Genomic DNA, 17,823 nt, shown 5'->3' on the forward strand with positions numbered 1-17,823 from the left:
AATAAGTTTATTATTAAAATCCAAGTATCAAAAACCAGACAAGCAAGATCTCAATCTTCCAGAAAGTCCAGTAGACCTCCCAACATCGTTAATTATAGATGGGGAAATTTTATGGGATAATTTACATGAACTCGGATTTGATCAACAGTGGTTAAATAACCAATTAACTACCAATGGATATGATAATCTAAAGCGTATACTTTACGCAGATTGGCGAGAGAGTGAAGGCATACATGTAAGTCCTAAATAAAATTTGTTAGGATAAGAGCACATCAATTTTCTTGGTGAATATAAACTTTAGTCTTCAACAATCAGGCGCTTTAATGAAGTAACTAAAGCCTAATTTTTCACTTATAACACCGAGTATAAATGCTAATTTAATAATGTACAGAAATGATTACATAAGAATGTACAGTTTAGTGTCATACATGCATACTTACACTGAGGTGAAGAGGATGCATGTACATCTAGATATAAGTACAGATATAGAAATTAATTGTTTGGAAGATTTACCAAAGTTAAAGCTTCTAATGGAGAGCCTAAATATGAAAATAAATAAAAGTAGATTAGGGCGGGAATTAGGTGTAGATAGGAGGACAGTGGATCGATATTTAAATGGGAATAGTTCTTGCAAAACTCGTAATAGAAAGTCAAAAATAGATGACTTATATAACGTTATATCTGAGCTACTTTCAGAGGAATCTATACAAACCTTTTACTACAAGAGGATTCTATGGGAGTATCTAAAAGATAACCATGGGTTAGAATGTTCTCAGTCATCTTTCCGACGCTATATATCTGATAAACCTGAATTCCAGGCATACTTTAGTGATGGAAAAAGAATTCAAGCGAACAAGACCGTTGTTCGTTTTGATACCCCTCCCGGGGAACAAGCACAATTTGATTGGAAAGAGAACATTAGATACATAACAAAAGAGGGGGAAATTATATACGTCAATGTCGGGGTACTAGTGTTAGGTAATTCAAGATTCAAGTCTTATGGACTAACCATGTCAAAGTCACAAAGTGTACTAATGTCCTTTTTGATGGAAAGCTTTGAAGCGTTTGGAGGAGTTCCAAAAACAATATTAACGGAGATGTGGGCATTGTGGTAGCCCATTTGGAAGAAAGGTATGGAACTCTACCGATGAAAGGCTTAGAAGAATTGTCTGGAGATGCAATAAAAAGTACAGTGTCAAAGGAGAGAAAAGCTGCGAAAACAAGCATATTGATGACAAGGTCTTATATCAAGCCTTTATCAACACGTTTAATGCCATAATAGAAAACAAAGATTATTTTTTAGAAAAATGGCAGCAGAACATAGATAGTGATGATTATTTACAAAAATATAGAGTAAGACAGTTTATTGAGCTCATTGAAAAAGCAGAGCCAATAACAGAGTTTGATTTGGAGTTATATTTTACATTGATTAGAAAGTTGACTGTATTTGTAGGGGAAAGAATTGTTGTGAGTTTGTTAGATGAAACGGAAATAGAATGTGAGATTGAGTAGATTATTATTGGTCTTGAAGGGTTTGTATTCTGCTATTTGGGTTAATTCTATGGAAGTTGTATTAAAAGAAACACTCTAAAAATTGGTACAGATACGAATCCATTTGTACAGAACGTAAAATAAAGGATTTAAGAATAAACGTATACAAAATTGGAATAATATCTTTGAAAATAACCAAGGAGGATTGAATATGTCATTAGTACCTTATGATCCATTTAGACAATTATCAAATATGAGAAGAGAATTCGATCGTTTCTTTTCGGAATTACCAATTTCGTTTGACAATGAACATGGTATAGGTGGGATTCGAGTAGATGTTCATGAAACTGAGAATGAGGTTGTGGCAACATGTGATTTACCTGGTCTTGAAAAGAAAGAAGATGTAGATATTGATATTCAAAATAACAGATTAAGCATTAGTGGTTCTATCAAGCGTACCAATGAAATAAAAGAAGAAAATATGTTAAAAAAGGAACGCTATACAGGTCGTTTTCAACGTCTGATAACACTTCCAAGCCCCGTTTCACATGATGGGGTTAAAGCTACGTACAAAAATGGAATACTTGAAATAACAATGCCAAAAGTGGCGAAGGACGTAAAAAAGAAGATAGATGTAAGTTTCCAGTAACATGAGTAAATTGCTACTGGTCATGAAAGATTTCGGGTATGACTACATGCAGGAATTAGCTAAAGAAAGTCCTGATTTGGTGGATTTGATAATTTTAACTATTCATTCACCTGAACAACAAAAGAAAAAGGTCATTTCTGAGTTAACAGATAATATTAAGAAGAGCTTTTTATAAATCTGATAAGGATCATAGGCTTTATATAAGCTAATAAATAATCATTATAGTACCTAAATTGTAATTAATTCATCGAAAGAGAAAGACAGGTTAAATAACTTGTCTTTTTTGTTTTGCAATTAACAAAAGATTATTTGGTCAATCTTTGTAATAACATGTTTACTATAACCAACATAAATAATTATGAATAACAATACCATAATTTTGTAATGCTAACTGTAAACTAACATTTTGAGAGGATATTATGTACATAAATAAAAACTTGTCTGTACATGTCAAAGATCGATTAGATTATTGTGATGACTTAGTAATTAGGACATTTCCAGAGTTGAAAATTGAGGTATTATATTTTGGTCATCTAGTAGGGGAAGAAGAGTTGAAAAATAACATTTTACAACCTTTTTCAAATACAAATGAAGAGGAAGTAAAAATTATATTAAGAAGAAAACAATATCAACAAGAAGAAGATATTAATTTAATGGTTAAGGGAGTACTTGAAGGAAAAGCATTAATAATATACCAAAATTCACTTGCGTATGCAGTGGATATTTATGTTCCTAAAACAAGAAGTGTAACTCCAGCAGAAATTGAAACAGTAATTGTAGGATCCAAAGAAGCCTTTATAGAAGATATTGGAACTAACTTGTCTATGATCAGGAGAAGGATTAAATCAGACTGTTTAAAAGTTCTTAGTTATAACATAGGTACCATCACACAAACGAAAATGTATTTGTTATATATTGAGGGGATTACTTCTCCCATATTAGTTAAAGGATTGCAAGAAAAGATCAATAACATTGATACAAAAGGAGTTAATGACTTAAATCAAATTATACAGTATTTAGACAAGAAGCCGTTATCTGTTTTTCCGCAGTATTTTACGACGGAGAGACCAGATGTCTCGACATCTAAGTTACTTGAGGGCAGAGTTCTTTGTTTAATGGATGGCAGTCCCTACTCATTATCAACCCCAACAAATTTCTTTGAATTCTTTCAATCCCCAGATGATTATAATCAACGGTGGTTACTTGGTACTTTATCTAGGTTATTAAGATTTGCTGCACTATTTATAACATTATTCGCTTCCGCTTTTTATGTAGCAGTGTCAATGTTTCATTATGAGATTATCCCTGTTAAATTACTTCATGAGTTTATTCAATCAAGAAGTAAAGTACCATTTAATCCAGTTATTGAGGCATTAATTATTGAAGGTATTATTGAATTGTTAAGAGAAGCAGGAGCAAGACTGCCTTCTAAAATTGGACAAACAATTGGCATAGTTGGGGGAATAGTAATTGGTACCGCGGCAGTAGAGGCTGGTTTTACAAGCAATGTTCTAATTATTGTAGTTTCTGTATCTGCCATATCATCTTTTGTAGTACCACATATCATAATGACAGCATCTTTAAGAATTACTCGATTTTTCTTTATTATTCTTGCATCCATAGGGGGGTTTTTTGGGATCATTTTTGGATTTGTTATTATATTGATTCACCTCTGCAGGTTAAAGAATTTAGGGGAGTATTATTTAAAGCCTATATCCCCACTATCTTTGAAGGATATAAAAGATACCATCATTCGTGCTCCTTATCAGTTTTTTAAGAAATAGGTTAAGGAGGGAGCCTTATATGCAAACTGAAAAATTTAAACCGTTCTATCTCTTTTTTATTACTTATATGACTCAAACGAGTATAGTGCTCTTTATGTTACCTAACATGATAGCCAATTATTTTGGATATAATGGTTGGTTAATGATTATACCCATTTCAGTTTTTGCTATGATTCAAATTGGATTAATTGCTGGAATTTATTATTTTAATAAAGGAAGTTCAATTTTTCAAACAATCGAGACTTCTTTTTCAAAGGTGAATATTATTGCCAAACCTTTGTATCTTTGTTTGAGTATATTTTGGTCCGTTCTTTCCATTACAGTTGCAAAACAATATGTACATGTTATGAAGTTTTTATACTTTCCACAAACAAATATACAATGGTTTGTACTGTTAACATTAATTCTTACGTATTACCTTGTGACAAGTGGAATCGTAACAATTGCTCACGTCTCTACATTGTTTTTCTTCTTATCAGCACCAATGATATTCCTTTTAATTTATTTTGTTCCCGATTTCTCTTTTTTGCAATTTTCTACCTTTGTTTTTAATGAACATAATGACTTTTATGGAGGCATGATAGAGTTATATACAGCATTTCTAGGGTTTGAAGTAACACTATTCATGTTTCCTTACATAAAAAAAGAGAAAAAGATTTTTAAATACGTGTTTTGGGGGCACCTGTATACCACATTAATATATTTGAGTGTAACGATTTTTTGTTACGGGTTTAATAGTTTCCAACAATTAAATTATCAAGTTTATCCCGTAATAAATTTATTGCAGTATATAGAATTTGACTTTATTGAACGATTGGACTCCGGATTTTTTATATTATTTTATTTGAAGTTAATAATTACTATAACGATGTATATATGGATTAGTTTAGTTACGTTTAAAAGAGTTGTTAAGTGGAGTGCTCAACGTAGTGCTTTTGCATTACTGGTAGTTGGAAACCTAGTGACATTACCATTTGTCACCAAAAATGAACTTACTTCTTTGTTATCTTTATTAGCAAAAGTTCAAATACTAATATCCATTTTCTTACCACTGTTAGTATTGACAATTATATTTTTAAAAAGAAGGAGAAAACATGTCTAGAATCTTACTAATTATTCTAATATTGTTGGTACTACCGGGATGTAGGGACCAAAAAATTGTAGAAGAGTTAGGGTTTATTCATACAATAGGTTATGAGTTAATTGAAGAAGGAGAAAATTCAGGGAAACTTGAAGTGACAATATCTCTACCAGTAGCAGAAACCTTAAAACAACAGACAATCACTACGGTGGTTGAAACTTCGAAGGAATCAAGAATATTTTTAAGTAAAAAAACATATAAAAATTTAGTTTCCGGGCAAGTTCGAAGTATTTTAATTGGAGAGAAACTAGCAGAAAAGGGAGTATGGGATTTAATTGACACATTTTATCGAGACCCTGTTTCAAGACCTACAGTAAAACTGTCAATAGTAAAAAGCAATCCAAAACAATTATTATCAAAGGACTATCCAGAATATGAAATGGTTGACACTATAATCGAAAATCTTCTAAAAAAAGAAGCAAGGTTAAATACAATTCCTGAAATGGATATACATAAATTTGCAAAAGATTACCTAGACGATGCTATTGATCCTATTGCTCCTATTATTTTACAATCGGAAGACGGAATAATGTCGGACGGAATCGGGTTATTTAGTGGTGACCAGTTAAAAACAACCATACCAGCCATACAAGCAAGAATCTTTTTTTTACTAACTGGAGAGTTTAAAGAAGGTGATTTATTAATTAAAAACGAAGAAGAAAAAGTATTATTTAGTTTTTTAACGAATAAAAGAAGTATAGATGTTACACTAGGAGATAAAGAAGAAATAGATGTGAAGTTGTCAATTGATTTTAAAGGCTTCTTACTGGAATACCAAGGAAATAAAGACATTACTAATGAAAAAGAAATAGAAGCATTAGAGAATTACATTCAAGAAAATATTGAAAATCAAATACGAGATATATTGGAAACTATGAAGGAACATCAAATAGATAACCTCGGTTTAGGAAAGTATATAAAACAAAAAATGGATTATCAAACATGGAAAAACTTGGACTGGCCCAAGACAATTGACAGGGTGAATATTACCCCTAGTGTTACCGTTAAAATAATTGATACCGGGATGGTTAAATAGAAAAACTTGCTGAGTATTTATCATGGCTTTAATGAATAGTATTTAAGTATGACTTAATGCAAAGGAGGGCATCATGGCTGTAATAAAGGCAAGTTATAATGATAAAAGACTTCTAGCAAGACTTATCCGTGCGGAAGCAGAAGGTGAAGGGGAGCAAGGAATGTTATTAGTCGCCAATGTTTGTGTAAATAGAGTACGAGTAAGGTGTTTAGATTTTGTTGATATTAATTCTGTAGAACGAATGGTTTGGCAGTCCCCTGGAGGATTTGAAGCCGTACACCATCCATACTTTTATCAAAGGGCAAGAGAAAAAGAAATCAGATTAGCAGAACGAATAATTAATGGTGAAAGGCATCATCCAGCAGAACGAGCACTATGGTTTTTTAGACCGAATGGCACTTGCCCTGCCCAGTGGTGGAATCAGTGGAATAGTGGCCGATATAAACTTCATTGCTTCTACTCACCTGTTGAATCCGAATGTCCAGATGTATATAGGGTTTATTGAATATAACAATAATCTCTAAGAAAATTGTAAAGAAAAATAAACAAAAGAAACTTAAGCAAGCTTAAGTCAGACTGTAGACAAACCCATGAAAATTGAGTTTTGATCTGTCCCCTGTCAAGTAGACAGTGGAAATAATAAAAGACTTTAAACGGCTTTAGCTCTATATTCTAGGGGGCTAAGGCCGTTTAGTCGTTTTTGATATCGCTCATGATTATAGAAACTAATGTATTCATCTATAGCTATAGAAAGCTCTTCAAATGAATCGTAATTGTTAAGATAATATTTCTCACTTTTGAGTGTTCCCCAAAATGATTCCATTGGGCCATTATCAATACATTTACCTACTCGGTACATGCTTTGAGTCATGTTTGCCTTTTCTATCTTTTCTTTAAATTTACTTGAGGTGTATTGGAATCCCCGATCACTATGAATAAGGGGATGGTTCCCATCCAAAAGAACAGTTGCTTGATCAAGCGTCTTAAATACAAGGTTATTATTATTGGAATGTCCTAAAACATAGCTAACAATCGAGCCGTCATACAGGTCAAGAATAGCGCTTAAATAAGCCTTTTTGCTTGAACCATATTTAAATTCTGTGACATCTGTTACCCATTTTTTATTTGGTTCTTCCGCTGTGAACTCACGGTTTAATACATTCTCTGCAACGTGTTGAGGGGTAGATTTCTTATAACGTGTCTTTTTTTTGCGGATAACGCAGTGTATTTCTGCCACTTTCATCAGTCTATATATACGTTTATGATTGAAGTTTTCTTCGAACTCCCGATTCAAATTTAGGGTCATTCTACGGTAACCATAAATTCCGTTCACCTTTATATGTAGAAGTTTCATCGCTTTTATAATTTCTTCGTTTTGAAGTTCTCGAACAGAAGGAGTACGATTTAACCACTTATAATAAGCGGCTCGTGAGATACAAGCGATTTCACAGAGTAAGAGTATGCTTAGACCTTCTTTTTCTTGAAGTTCCTTAATCGCTATATATTTATTTTCAAATGGAATGTAGCTTATTTTCGCCTCCTTTCGATCTCCTCTAACTTTTTTAAAAATAAATTCTCTGCGCGTAACCGTTCATTTTCTCTCTCTAGCCTGGTCATCTGAAGTTTCATTTTCTCTTCTGAAGTTAGCTCTGCTTCTTCCTTTTTTCTACCACGATTATCTTTAAGCGCTTCATCTCCGCCTTTTTCATACTTCCTAACCCATTGATACACCTGTTGATAGGAGACTTCATATTCCTCAGCTGTTTGCTTATAATTTTTTCCGTTTCCCAAGCAACCCATTACAATTTGAATGCGTTCAACCCAAGTAGTATTTCGACCATTAGTCATAGAGAGCACACTTCCTTCCAACGAACCTTTTAACTCTATATGACTATTATACTTGTTAATCCACCCTATGAGGACACTTCTACTCGAGATTCCATACGTTCGAACAATCTCATATTGAGAATATTCCCCTGATAAATAATCCCTCACCGCTGCTTCTTTTAACTCTTTTGTATATGCTTTATGCGTTTTAGAGTCTTCAAAGCCCTTTACTCCATCTTTCTCAAATATCTCTACCCAGCTGTATAAGGTAACGTTAGGTATTTGATATCTTTCCGTCAGCTCTTTAACTGAAAAGTCCTCGTTCTTATAAGCTGTCACTACTTCATACTTAAACTGACTTGAATAAAACTTATTAGACATAAAAAGCTCCCCCTAAGGCAAAAACAGATTTTTATTTTTTAATCTGTCTACCTTAGGGGGAGCATATCATTTGCTTACAGTCTTTTTTGATTTAAACTTGTATTAAGAAAATCTTGAGGTGATAAATATGGGGTACCGTCAGGAAAATAGGCTTAGCGTTGTAAATCCGCATTTTCCTGACGGTACCCCAGATTGATTAAGACTTTTTCATTATTCAGTTTTAAGAAAAAATAATCGTAAAAACAGGAAAGACCTTTTAAATTAATAAGGAGTATAACGAATGAACAAGATTGATTTCAGTCCACTTAAAGGGACGATAGATGGTATGGCTATGAAACTAGCTGTAATATTATTTGTTCCTTTACTAACCGGTTTGATTTGTAAGTATCTGCTACGGAGTTTGAAAGTACCAAATAATTTCTCCAACGGCCTCTCTATAGCGTTAATGCTCTTTGTTTTTTACCAAACTATTTTAAAAGTAATAGGATAACTAGCTTAAAAGGTGGTATTTATATTGAATCTAGTTGAGAATGTAAACGATGTTGTCACATTACAAAGAATGAAGCGGTTTAAATATAAAGGTTCAGTTGATACAGGAATAACTTTGTATTTTGGTCATGACTTTGATCGGGAAAAAACCATTCATAAAGAGCACCTTGACCAGCTTCTGAAAGAATTTAAAGGTCGTAAGGTCTTAATAGGTACTAGTAGAACCAATCCCCAAGATGGTAGTCTAGGTGAATGGCTCCGAGCAAACGTAACTAGGACAGCTCTAGCTTCTTATATCGCTCCGATTTTAATTAAAGAAGGGTATGCGTATCAGGAAGATGAGTCAAAAATGGAGATCACTTTTAAAGAACTGTATTAAATAAAAGAAAGGATCTTCTCAAAAGAGAAGATCTTTTATTATTGCTAAAATTTGTCGGAAAATAAACTACGATAAATTCAAATTAAAAATGTACATTCTAGAATAATTTTTTTCAATACAATATTAAAATTCTAAAACATTTAGTTGTGTTGAGCAAATTAAAATCAACACCTTGACCTTTTTTCATAATATTGAATATGTATTTTGATAATTACATCAAGTTAATTCCACTTCTTTTTATGTCGAAACTTGTTTCCTAATAACCTTTGAATATGTAAACGCTTTCAATTATAATGGTAATAGGTTGGATGGCATGAGTGGCTGTCATAGTATCTGGCGTAGGTGGGGCTGATACTAGGAATGGATTTCGAAAAGTTTATCGGTGTTCCGATTATTTATATAGTAAAAACTACTTTAAAGTGTCTAAAAGTATTATAGATTGGTAATTATTAAGATATGGTATTTAGATAAAGGGGGGTAAATAGTGTCGAGACAAAACCATTTAACGTTTTCTGACTTTGTTATTAAAGATCGGTTTGAAATAAACTCATATCTTTCATATTTGTTTCATCAAGTTAAAGATAATGCAGATCAATCTATAGATATGATAAAACATTAGAGTAATAAAGTAAGTTTAAGGGGTAAAGTAATGATTGAGAAAATAGAGTAAGCGACCTTATTTATCTGTTTAGGATGAACAAGGTCGCTTATTGTTGTTATAAAACCTTTGTTAATCTGTTTATTCAACGACATAGCACATGTTATCGAAAGTTAAATTTATTTTTGTATTCTAGTATTCCACTGTTTTTGGTATTTTTAAACATATACACTATAGATAGGGATCAAACCAGACTACTTATATATTGGTTTTAATCAATTTCTTTATTTAATGCTTTTTGATCAATGTTCCTACTTATTGCTCGTCGCTATTCTCTAAAGCTTGTAAAATTTTTATATGTTCATTATGTAAAACTCGATTTTCCTCTGGAACAAATCCTAATCCCTCCAAACATTAATCCAAAATTGATGTATTTGCTTCTGTATCATAGTACAACATTTATGAATAGATGAGGAATAAGACTTTGTAGGGAATATTTGCTATAATTGAAAGAAAGCTCTTAGGAGGAAGTTAAGGTTGGAAGAGCATATTGAAAAAAAGATAATTCAATTTTTATCAAATAAAATATCTCCATTATTAATCATACTTTTTGGGTCCAGAGTGACTGGGAGAATTAATAAGGACAGCGATGTAGATATTGCTTTTCTTGCTGAAAATGAAATAGAAAAGTATGATCTGTTTCTAATGGCACAAGAATTAGCTTCAAAATTAAGTATCGAAGTTGATCTCATAGATCTTACAAAGGCGAGTACTGTGTTCCAGGCGCAAATTATTCATACAGGAAGAACAATATATTGCAAAGACCAACAAGTAAAGGCAGAGTTTGAACTCAAAATTTTCAAGATGTATGCCAAACTAAACGAGGAAAGAGCTCCCATCTTAAAACAAATAGATGAAAGTGGGTCAATATATGAAAAATGATGTCATTTTAAATAAAATAAATATTATTGAACGTTGTATTAGGCGAATACATGAGGAGTATGGAAATAACCCCGAGCATCTAAAGAATTTCACTAAACAAGACTCTATTATATTAAACCTACAACGCGCGTGCGAAGCAAGTATAGATCTTGCAATGCATATTGTAGCAGAGAAAAAACTTGGTTTACCACAGAACAGTCGTGATGCTTTTACACTGTTAGAGCTAGAGAATATAATTCCTTCTTCATTATCAAATAAGATGAAAGCAATGGTGGGGTTTAGAAACATTGCTGTACATGATTATCAAGAGATTAATTTAGAAATATTACAGAAAATTCTAGAAAATCATTTGGTTGATTTTCTTCAATTTACCAAAACAATACTGATTTACTAGCAAAGGGGAGGTGACTACGTCATCTTTCCTTTTGTTCATTTATTATACGAATTTTGAAAAAAACAAAAATTAATATAGACCATAATCATAAACTGGTGGTTTTATTGATTAACGAGATTAAAGATAAACTTGGTTTTCACCAATTACAATTAAAGGCAGTTTAAGAATCCACTTTAATACATCATTATCAACCCAAAAAATTCAATAGAAATCAAATTATATAAAATAGTTAATTCATCATTAATTTATGAGAATTCATAACCTTTATCAATAAATCTAATAGACTATTTCTTTTTTTATTTAAAACTATTTATAATGATTCGACATTTTTCTGGGATATTTTTACCAAAATGATATAATAAAATTATTATAAAAGGGGGATTATAATGAAAGAAATGGAACTTTTTGTAGATTTATTGGATGAACAAGAAGCTAATAAAATTTTAACCTATTTCCAAGAAACTCCTACAGGTACTAGAAAGAATACTGCAACCCTTGAACAAAAGAAAATCCATTTAAAAAAGGTTTTTAAGTGTATTACTCCAAATATGATACGTAAAAGAAAAAAAGGTGCGCCCGATCCATTTTATACATATATAAATAATTATAAATTTCCAAAAGTACAAATTAATAACTTTACTGAATATATTAACTTTTTAAATGAGGACGATGATACTATCGTTCCTTCTTATATAGGATTTGCAGATTTATTACTAAAGTTTCCGGAAGAAATGAGAAATAAATTAGACCAAATAGAGAAAAACATAAATAATGGCAATAAACCTCTAGATATAGGTGAAAGTTTTGAGACTATTGAGAACTTAAAGGAGTTCCTAAGAAAATCACGTGATTATATTGGTGAAAAAGCCTCAATCAATATATTTAATAATTTAAAAAAGTTCCAAAAGGAGAACATAGACGACAATCTTGAAAAATGTAAAGAAAGAGTTAAGGATCTGGACCTTTTACAATTTTATTCATCTAGAAATAAATTGAAACAGGAGTTTGGAATTGAAATTTCTAACGCCGCATATATCCTTACCCATCCTGATGAGGAAAGTGATATAGCACTTTTACTTGCTATAGAATCCTTATTTTTTTCATTAGAGCAACAGAGAGTAGATGCAATTAATGATCTCGATGAAAAGCTAAACGCTGCGATTTCAAATACTAAAGCGGAGGAAGAAGCTGTTAAACGAGTCATTATTGAAAAGAATAAAGAAATATCTAACTTAAAGGCCGAGTTAAAACAGAAGAACAAGATATTAAAACTGTTAGAAATAAGTATAGAAAATAAGGATGCCAAAATAAAAAATATTGAACATATGCATCTTGAAGAGGTCCAGAGGTTATCAAACATATTCTCCGACCAAGAGAAGAGAATTATACAAAAACAAAAAGACTATGAAAAAAAATTATATAAAATAACTGAAGAATTAGAAATGAAAAAATTAATTGATTATGAAAGAAAAGAAATGTATAAAACAGATCTTTCTTTCAGCTGTGATTGGGGGATTATTTGTTTAACAGATTACGAACAAACAATTGAAATGTACCCTGAATTACCAATTTCAAATGTAGAGAATAAAGGTGACTATCTAGACTTAATTGATAATCCTAAGATAAAAACTTTGTTTTTTTTAATGAGGGGTGTACCAACAAAAAAGTATAAATTAGTTAAACAAGTGGTTGAAAGTAAGGGGAAAACTTTTAAACCTTTATATTTAGAAACATTTAAAGAATTTATAGAATGGATTGGATATATGAAGACAACTGAAAGGAATGCTGTTACTAAATGACAACTAAATTTTACTCAAACAAAGTGCTTGAACAAATAAAGGAAAATTACATTGTGGGTGTCCTAGCTTCTAAAGAAGATTATTTACCAAGGATAGGAGATGACAACGAACCAGTAACCTATTCCCAGTCTATGAATGACGTATTGTTTTTTGTAAAACCGTTAAGTCAGGAACCTAAAGAAATAACTGAAGTTGAAAACCGTATTCACATGAACAAAATGTATATTGGTCTTTCGAGTAAGAGTTTTAGTAATATGCCCTTAGAATTAAAATATACAAAAGATGTAAACAAGATAATAAAATATATTCGGGAGACTTTAGAAGGTAAGCTTTTATTATTTAAACCTGTACTTACCCAACAAGAGAGAACTGAGCGCTTCTATAAAAATATCGATAATGTAATAGTAGAAGAAGATTTGGAGAGAGGTACTTCTTATTACGCTGTACCCAGGATAGATTTAACCCCATCAGAATTCGAAAAGAAATTACTATTAGAGGAAGCAATTCATTTAGAGCAATATAACCACGCAATGCCGGCACCATTATATGTACTATGTGGTGATTACATTTATGGAAATATTAAAGAGAATCAATGGAGAGTAGATCCATCGAGTTCTAATGCACGTGTTATTACCTCTCCTACTACAATAAAACGTGTTCAAATCTCAGAAGAGGAAAGGCAAAAATACATTAGATCTGAAAGAGATTTTTTAGCATTTTTTAATGATGAATTTATTAACACAGATATTGCGGATAGACTAGATACAAAAGGAATTTTCCTTATAGATTTAGAGGAAGAAGTAACTTTGGAACCAAATGTGATTACCGAAGTAGAAGAGGATAGAGCTGAAGAGAATGTGTCCACTTTTTCTGAAAAATTAGATGAAATTGACTTCATAAAAAATCTTGAAATTAAAGCTAAAACCAGGAATCTAGTTTACAGCCGGGAAGATCTAATTAACTTCCACACAAGTATTAAATCAAGTGCATTAACAATTTTGTCTGGGCAAAGTGGTATCGGAAAGACAAGATTAGCGACTTTATATGGAGAAACATTAGGGCTGAGTCAGGAAAATAAAACTATGCTCATAATGCCAATATCCCCTTCCTATACTGAACCAGGTGATATCCTTGGATATTTAAACCCTGCAACAGGTCTATATATGCCAGCAGAAACAGGTTTAGTGGAGTTTCTATTAAACGCTCAAGAAAATGAAAGTCAAGTGCACATGTTAATTATGGATGAAATGAATTTAAGTCAAATTGAACATTATTTTTCACCATTTATTTCACTATTAGAATTAGAGGAAAAGGAACGCTTTCTACATCTCTACAGTAAGGATTCTGTTTGCCATAACAGTCAAAAATATAAGAGCAGTATACAACTTAAAAACAATCTAGTAATTGTCGGAACAATGAATACAGATGAAACTACTAAGGACTTATCCGACCGTTTATTAGACCGTTCAAATGTAGTTGTTCTTGAAAAACGGTCCTTCCTAGAAATTAAAAAGGAACTCGAGAAGGTAGATAGAAGTAAAATATATAGTTCTGGTTTAGAAGATGCATATGGGGAAGTCTACATGTCTTGGCGTAGTAACAAAGAAAACTGGAATGCTTTTGAAGAAGATGAACTTGAATTCTTTGATTCAATTGACAAAGCCATATCTAGTGTCGATCCACTAAAAGGTTTTTCTATTAGAAATATAATACGAATGGGAGCATACTTAAATAATTTACCCTATGATTCTGAGAAGGGATTTCATATCGAAAGAGACAAGGCAATTGATTTATTTATTAAGCAACGAGTAATCACTAAAATCAGAGGGCCAATAGAAAGTTATGAAAACTTGATTGGTACATTAGAGATAGGTCAAGAAAAACCCGAGGGTGAGTTATATAAACTTTTTAGTAGTGAGAGTGCTCTTGAAATTAGCTATTTTGAAAAAACTAGAAAAGAGCTTAATCGTAAGGCAAGGGAGCTAGCTGTTAATGGATATGCAACCTAAACTATTATTTATAATAAATCGTCCATATACAGCTACTAAAGTACAAGAGGCTATTATAAGCGAGAATGAAATTGTTTACTCTGAAATAGAAGTAAAGGAATACGATAAAGTAGATATTATTTTTACTTGCCCTTTTGACGAAGATGCATTACTTAGGATTGAAACTTATAATAGTGAGGATGTACTGGAAATTAAGTCAGGGAATGAATCGGTCACTATTATGGGAGGTACAAATACTGAACATATGCTTGTACCTGGTCATTATCAATTTGAAATAATTACAAAACATCAAAACTACTTTTCTTACTATTGTGTTAAGTCTAAAGATTTTTCTGATGAGTCTCTATTTAATCTTAGACAGTATTTAGAGAACCTATTGAATGGTCTATCATATGATTTAATAAAACAAAGACTAGGTATGGCTACCCCTAGTTCAGACCTAAACCCAACTTTGTTACAACTTTTTCAATTTTTAGATAAACATAAAAGGATATTACAAAAGAATCTGGAATTAATAAAGAGTGATCCTATAATGGATCTGGTCGGTGAATATCGCGTTACACCTTTTTCAAAGAAACCAGACCAAAAAAGCCTAAGATGGCAAGCTCACAAAGCAGGACAGAAAAACTCTTTAACATTTAGTCCTAGATTGTATTACGAAAAACATTCAATCCTAAGGTATAAAAATATAGAGAATCAATGGGTTAAATACATTATTAATTATTTCCTTCAAGCACTTCGTAAGTTAGAAGTTAGTTTTCAAAAAGAATCTCATAAAATAACAATAAAAATTGAACAGCAAAAAGCAAACTTGGGACATACAAGAGATCAGTTGCAAGGTAATCATACCTTCGGATATGAAAAAACATTGGAAGTCTTAAGAAGAAATGAGAAAAGAATAATTGGTAGGATTGAGGATTTAAACAAAGAAAAGGATAGTTATTTGGAACATAAAAGGTTCTTACGACAACTAACATATCTGTTTACAGAATATGAAAATATTCATTGGATACAGGACCTAAAACTACAAAAACCATCAAAAGTTCCTAGGAGGTTATTAAAAGATAACCGCTATCGTAAGTTATACTCTTTATATGTAGAACTTTTTAAGATGGAAACAAAGAATATTGAATCAACTGTGTCTGGAGTTCAATTTAGGAGAACATGGCAGCTTTTTGAATATTATAATGTAGGTATAATTATTGATATTTTAAGAGATAATGATTATAGATGGGTTGATGGATGGTTAGCAAGTAAAGATAGTCCTCATCAACATATAGGTACACTTCCATCTGACACAATATTGCGATTTGAAAAAGATAATGGTGATCATTTTATTGAAGTAGCATATGATACAGAGTTGGAAAGTACAATTAATGATAAAAGTTATAGCAGATACTTTAATCATTCAGGAAGAAGACCAGATATTAGAATCACAATTTTTAAGAATGACGGATCGTTATATAGCGAGAAAGCAGGTTTAATAGTTGAATCTAAGTGTCGCAGGCATAAATATATCTATAACGAACGAATTATTCCAGATATAAAATGGCAGCTTCTTGATTTTCTTAATCTCGAATACTTTGACTCCCAAGCATCGATAAGTGGACCGGTAAAAAGGCCTATCAAGCAAGTTGTAGTATTGTATCCCAAACAAGAAGGTATAGAGCCTTTAAAGACTGATCATATATATGGTGACAGTTTAATTTATCTTCAGCTTGAGCCTTGTGATCCTTCCTTTGATGGTACAAAACCATTTGGATACGAAAGATTAAAAGAGGTTATAGATCAGTTTTTATCGCAAGTAGAGGAGAGCGAGGGGTTACATGTTAAATAAGGAAATAGAAATACAAAAAATACTTAGAAAGAAATTTATGAAAGGGCCAAAACTTAATATGGCTGAAGATTCAACAGGTATTAATTATTTTTCTGGTAATAACCATTCAGCTTATTACGAATTATACGGTTCATCCTCTATTTTTCGATTAATTGTTGTTGAACCTTCGATTAACTTGTTTACAGAATATTATGTAGGAAAAGATCACCTTCTATTTTTATTAATGGATGAAGAACAAGTAAAAGGGGGATTTGTTTCTTTAAAGGAGGATCTCCTAATTGAATTTAAAAAAACTTTTGCTCACTTAAGAGAAGAACAAATAATAGAATTACACGAGCTTTGGGAAAACTATGCAAAAATTCATTACTTTCAGTTATCCCCAAAAGAAATTTGACTTTAAAACAAATTTCTTTGAGAAGATTTCAGTATATTATATTACAATTAAAAGGGCTCTCTATAAGGAGGGCCTTTTTTCTCAAGGTGGTTTTTTCTCCTCATATGAAGGTTGAAGACTAACTATCAAAAACCTAATGTCAGCTCAAAATGCACTAAAGGATATTGCAGAAGGTCTATAAAATGATCTTGAAAATACCTAGAGGCTCGTAAGAATCAGTCTAATAAATCGTCAAGTTTATGAGATGGATTAGATGGAGTAGCTGAGGACATGAAGAGGAAGTTGGGTGGAGCAGCTGAAGTTGAGTCTATGACTGACGCTGACCTATACAAGAGGATAAGAAAAAGTTAAAGTTCTCAGGGGTTTAGATGTTCTTAATGATTTATATGATGAAGTTGCTAAACTATATGGAGAATCTGTCACAGGTCGATTAGAATGGCTAGTCGCTGATTATTAAAAAGCATGTTGGCATGTTCACATGATTACATACCAGGGGAGCTGGCTGGACATACTGCCGGAGCTCCCTTTTGTCGTACTGAAGACTTAGTGTAAACGATAAACTAGAATTAACAGTTTTCCACAATTAAGAGTAAACAGAATTCCACAAATAAGATTTAACAGTTTACCCTAAGCTGGCTTGCTTTCAAATATACTGGAAATAGTCTATTGAAAG

Annotated in this window: 17 protein-coding genes and 2 pseudogenes; 18 read left to right on the forward strand and 1 reads right to left on the reverse strand. The window is 31.9% G+C overall.

From position 1 onward, the window contains the following. The 9 genes and pseudogenes from ACFFHF_RS12925 to ACFFHF_RS12965 form a co-directional block, all read left to right on the forward strand. Window positions 1–250: YetF domain-containing protein (locus tag ACFFHF_RS12925; protein WP_377058330.1), on the forward strand; the 250-nt coding region annotated here is incomplete at its 5' end. Between the two features lie 205 nt (window positions 251–455). Then, a pseudogene (locus ACFFHF_RS12930) lies at window positions 456–1,097 on the forward strand (IS21 family transposase); the annotation flags it as partial. 58 nt (window positions 1,098–1,155) lie between these two features. Continuing rightward, window positions 1,156–1,512, forward strand: a pseudogene (locus ACFFHF_RS12935) (hypothetical protein); the annotation flags it as partial. A gap of 190 nt (window positions 1,513–1,702) precedes the next feature. Next, entirely contained in the window at window positions 1,703–2,140 is a 438-nt protein-coding gene (locus tag ACFFHF_RS12940; protein ID WP_160549348.1) for an Hsp20/alpha crystallin family protein, read from the forward strand. Between the two features lies 1 nt (window position 2,141). Next, entirely contained in the window at window positions 2,142–2,315 is a 174-nt protein-coding gene (locus tag ACFFHF_RS12945) for a hypothetical protein (RefSeq protein WP_017250230.1), read from the forward strand. A gap of 244 nt (window positions 2,316–2,559) precedes the next feature. After that, complete coding sequence (locus ACFFHF_RS12950; protein WP_160549344.1) at window positions 2,560–3,924, forward strand: spore germination protein; 1,365 nt, start codon at window positions 2,560–2,562, stop codon at window positions 3,922–3,924. Window positions 3,925–3,943: 19 nt separating this feature from the next. Next, a complete protein-coding gene (locus ACFFHF_RS12955) occupies window positions 3,944–5,026 on the forward strand; it encodes a GerAB/ArcD/ProY family transporter (protein ID WP_160549343.1) in 1,083 nt (360 codons plus the stop codon). Beyond that, the gene (locus ACFFHF_RS12960) at window positions 5,019–6,101 is read left to right on the forward strand and encodes a Ger(x)C family spore germination protein (protein ID WP_377058331.1); all 1,083 of its coding nucleotides are present in this window, start codon (window positions 5,019–5,021) and stop codon (window positions 6,099–6,101) included. Before ACFFHF_RS12955 ends, ACFFHF_RS12960 begins: the two co-directional genes overlap by 8 nt. 73 nt (window positions 6,102–6,174) lie before the next feature. Then, window positions 6,175–6,606, forward strand: a complete 432-nt coding sequence (locus tag ACFFHF_RS12965; protein WP_066154487.1) for a cell wall hydrolase — start codon at window positions 6,175–6,177, stop codon at window positions 6,604–6,606. 144 nt (window positions 6,607–6,750) lie between these two features. Here ACFFHF_RS12965 and ACFFHF_RS12970 read toward each other — a convergent pair. Beyond that, a protein-coding gene (locus tag ACFFHF_RS12970; RefSeq protein ID WP_377058332.1) for an IS3 family transposase occupies window positions 6,751–8,309 on the reverse strand; the annotation gives its coding sequence in 2 pieces (ribosomal slippage) (window positions 6,751–7,667 and window positions 7,667–8,309; 1,560 coding nt in all). A 280-nt stretch (window positions 8,310–8,589) separates the two neighbouring features. Between ACFFHF_RS12970 and ACFFHF_RS12975 the strand changes: the two genes are divergently transcribed. The 9 genes from ACFFHF_RS12975 (at window position 8,590) to ACFFHF_RS13015 (ending at window position 17,150) form a co-directional block, all read left to right on the forward strand. After that, window positions 8,590–8,799 (forward strand): hypothetical protein, encoded by a 210-nt coding sequence (locus tag ACFFHF_RS12975; RefSeq protein ID WP_377058333.1) that lies wholly within the window; start codon window positions 8,590–8,592, stop codon window positions 8,797–8,799. Between the two features lie 24 nt (window positions 8,800–8,823). Beyond that, window positions 8,824–9,177, forward strand: a complete 354-nt coding sequence (locus ACFFHF_RS12980) for a lysophospholipid acyltransferase family protein (protein WP_377058334.1) — start codon at window positions 8,824–8,826, stop codon at window positions 9,175–9,177. Window positions 9,178–9,661: 484 nt separating this feature from the next. Next, a complete protein-coding gene (locus ACFFHF_RS12985; RefSeq protein ID WP_377058335.1) occupies window positions 9,662–9,796 on the forward strand; it encodes a hypothetical protein in 135 nt (44 codons plus the stop codon). A 516-nt stretch (window positions 9,797–10,312) separates the two neighbouring features. Further along, the gene (gene mntA, locus ACFFHF_RS12990; protein WP_377058336.1) at window positions 10,313–10,717 is read left to right on the forward strand and encodes a type VII toxin-antitoxin system MntA family adenylyltransferase antitoxin; all 405 of its coding nucleotides are present in this window, start codon (window positions 10,313–10,315) and stop codon (window positions 10,715–10,717) included. Then, window positions 10,707–11,111, forward strand: a complete 405-nt coding sequence (gene hepT, locus ACFFHF_RS12995) for a type VII toxin-antitoxin system HepT family RNase toxin (protein ID WP_377058337.1) — start codon at window positions 10,707–10,709, stop codon at window positions 11,109–11,111. The genes mntA and hepT overlap by 11 nt, the downstream gene beginning before the upstream one ends. Before the next feature lie 386 nt (window positions 11,112–11,497). Beyond that, window positions 11,498–12,910, forward strand: coding sequence for a hypothetical protein (locus ACFFHF_RS13000; RefSeq protein ID WP_377058338.1), 1,413 nt, complete (start codon window positions 11,498–11,500; stop codon window positions 12,908–12,910). Continuing rightward, complete coding sequence (locus ACFFHF_RS13005; protein ID WP_377058339.1) at window positions 12,907–14,919, forward strand: McrB family protein; 2,013 nt, start codon at window positions 12,907–12,909, stop codon at window positions 14,917–14,919. Before ACFFHF_RS13000 ends, ACFFHF_RS13005 begins: the two co-directional genes overlap by 4 nt. Beyond that, the gene (locus ACFFHF_RS13010; RefSeq protein ID WP_377058340.1) at window positions 14,903–16,756 is read left to right on the forward strand and encodes a DUF2357 domain-containing protein; all 1,854 of its coding nucleotides are present in this window, start codon (window positions 14,903–14,905) and stop codon (window positions 16,754–16,756) included. The genes ACFFHF_RS13005 and ACFFHF_RS13010 overlap by 17 nt, the downstream gene beginning before the upstream one ends. Further along, a complete protein-coding gene (locus ACFFHF_RS13015) occupies window positions 16,746–17,150 on the forward strand; it encodes a hypothetical protein (protein WP_377058341.1) in 405 nt (134 codons plus the stop codon). The genes ACFFHF_RS13010 and ACFFHF_RS13015 overlap by 11 nt, the downstream gene beginning before the upstream one ends. Window positions 17,151–17,823 lie beyond the last annotated feature (673 nt).

Source organism: Robertmurraya beringensis, assembly GCF_042433785.1.
GTDB classification, from domain to species: domain Bacteria; phylum Bacillota; class Bacilli; order Bacillales; family Cytobacillaceae; genus Robertmurraya_A; species Robertmurraya_A beringensis.

What these genes read in the sequence shown, in the direction of transcription:
- ACFFHF_RS12960 (WP_377058331.1), top strand. Translation starts at nt 5,019, where the DNA reads ATGTCTAGAATCTTACTAATTATTCTAATATTGTTGGTACTACCGGGA.
- ACFFHF_RS12975 (WP_377058333.1), top strand. Translation starts at nt 8,590, where the DNA reads ATGAACAAGATTGATTTCAGTCCACTTAAAGGGACGATAGATGGTATG.
- ACFFHF_RS12955 (WP_160549343.1), top strand. Translation starts at nt 3,944, where the DNA reads ATGCAAACTGAAAAATTTAAACCGTTCTATCTCTTTTTTATTACTTAT.
- ACFFHF_RS13015 (WP_377058341.1), top strand. Translation starts at nt 16,746, where the DNA reads ATGTTAAATAAGGAAATAGAAATACAAAAAATACTTAGAAAGAAATTT.
- ACFFHF_RS12965 (WP_066154487.1), top strand. Translation starts at nt 6,175, where the DNA reads ATGGCTGTAATAAAGGCAAGTTATAATGATAAAAGACTTCTAGCAAGA.
- ACFFHF_RS13005 (WP_377058339.1), top strand. Translation starts at nt 12,907, where the DNA reads ATGACAACTAAATTTTACTCAAACAAAGTGCTTGAACAAATAAAGGAA.
- hepT (WP_377058337.1), top strand. Translation starts at nt 10,707, where the DNA reads ATGAAAAATGATGTCATTTTAAATAAAATAAATATTATTGAACGTTGT.
- ACFFHF_RS12940 (WP_160549348.1), top strand. Translation starts at nt 1,703, where the DNA reads ATGTCATTAGTACCTTATGATCCATTTAGACAATTATCAAATATGAGA.
- ACFFHF_RS12950 (WP_160549344.1), top strand. Translation starts at nt 2,560, where the DNA reads ATGTACATAAATAAAAACTTGTCTGTACATGTCAAAGATCGATTAGAT.
- ACFFHF_RS13010 (WP_377058340.1), top strand. Translation starts at nt 14,903, where the DNA reads ATGGATATGCAACCTAAACTATTATTTATAATAAATCGTCCATATACA.
- ACFFHF_RS13000 (WP_377058338.1), top strand. Translation starts at nt 11,498, where the DNA reads ATGAAAGAAATGGAACTTTTTGTAGATTTATTGGATGAACAAGAAGCT.
- ACFFHF_RS12945 (WP_017250230.1), top strand. Translation starts at nt 2,142, where the DNA reads ATGAGTAAATTGCTACTGGTCATGAAAGATTTCGGGTATGACTACATG.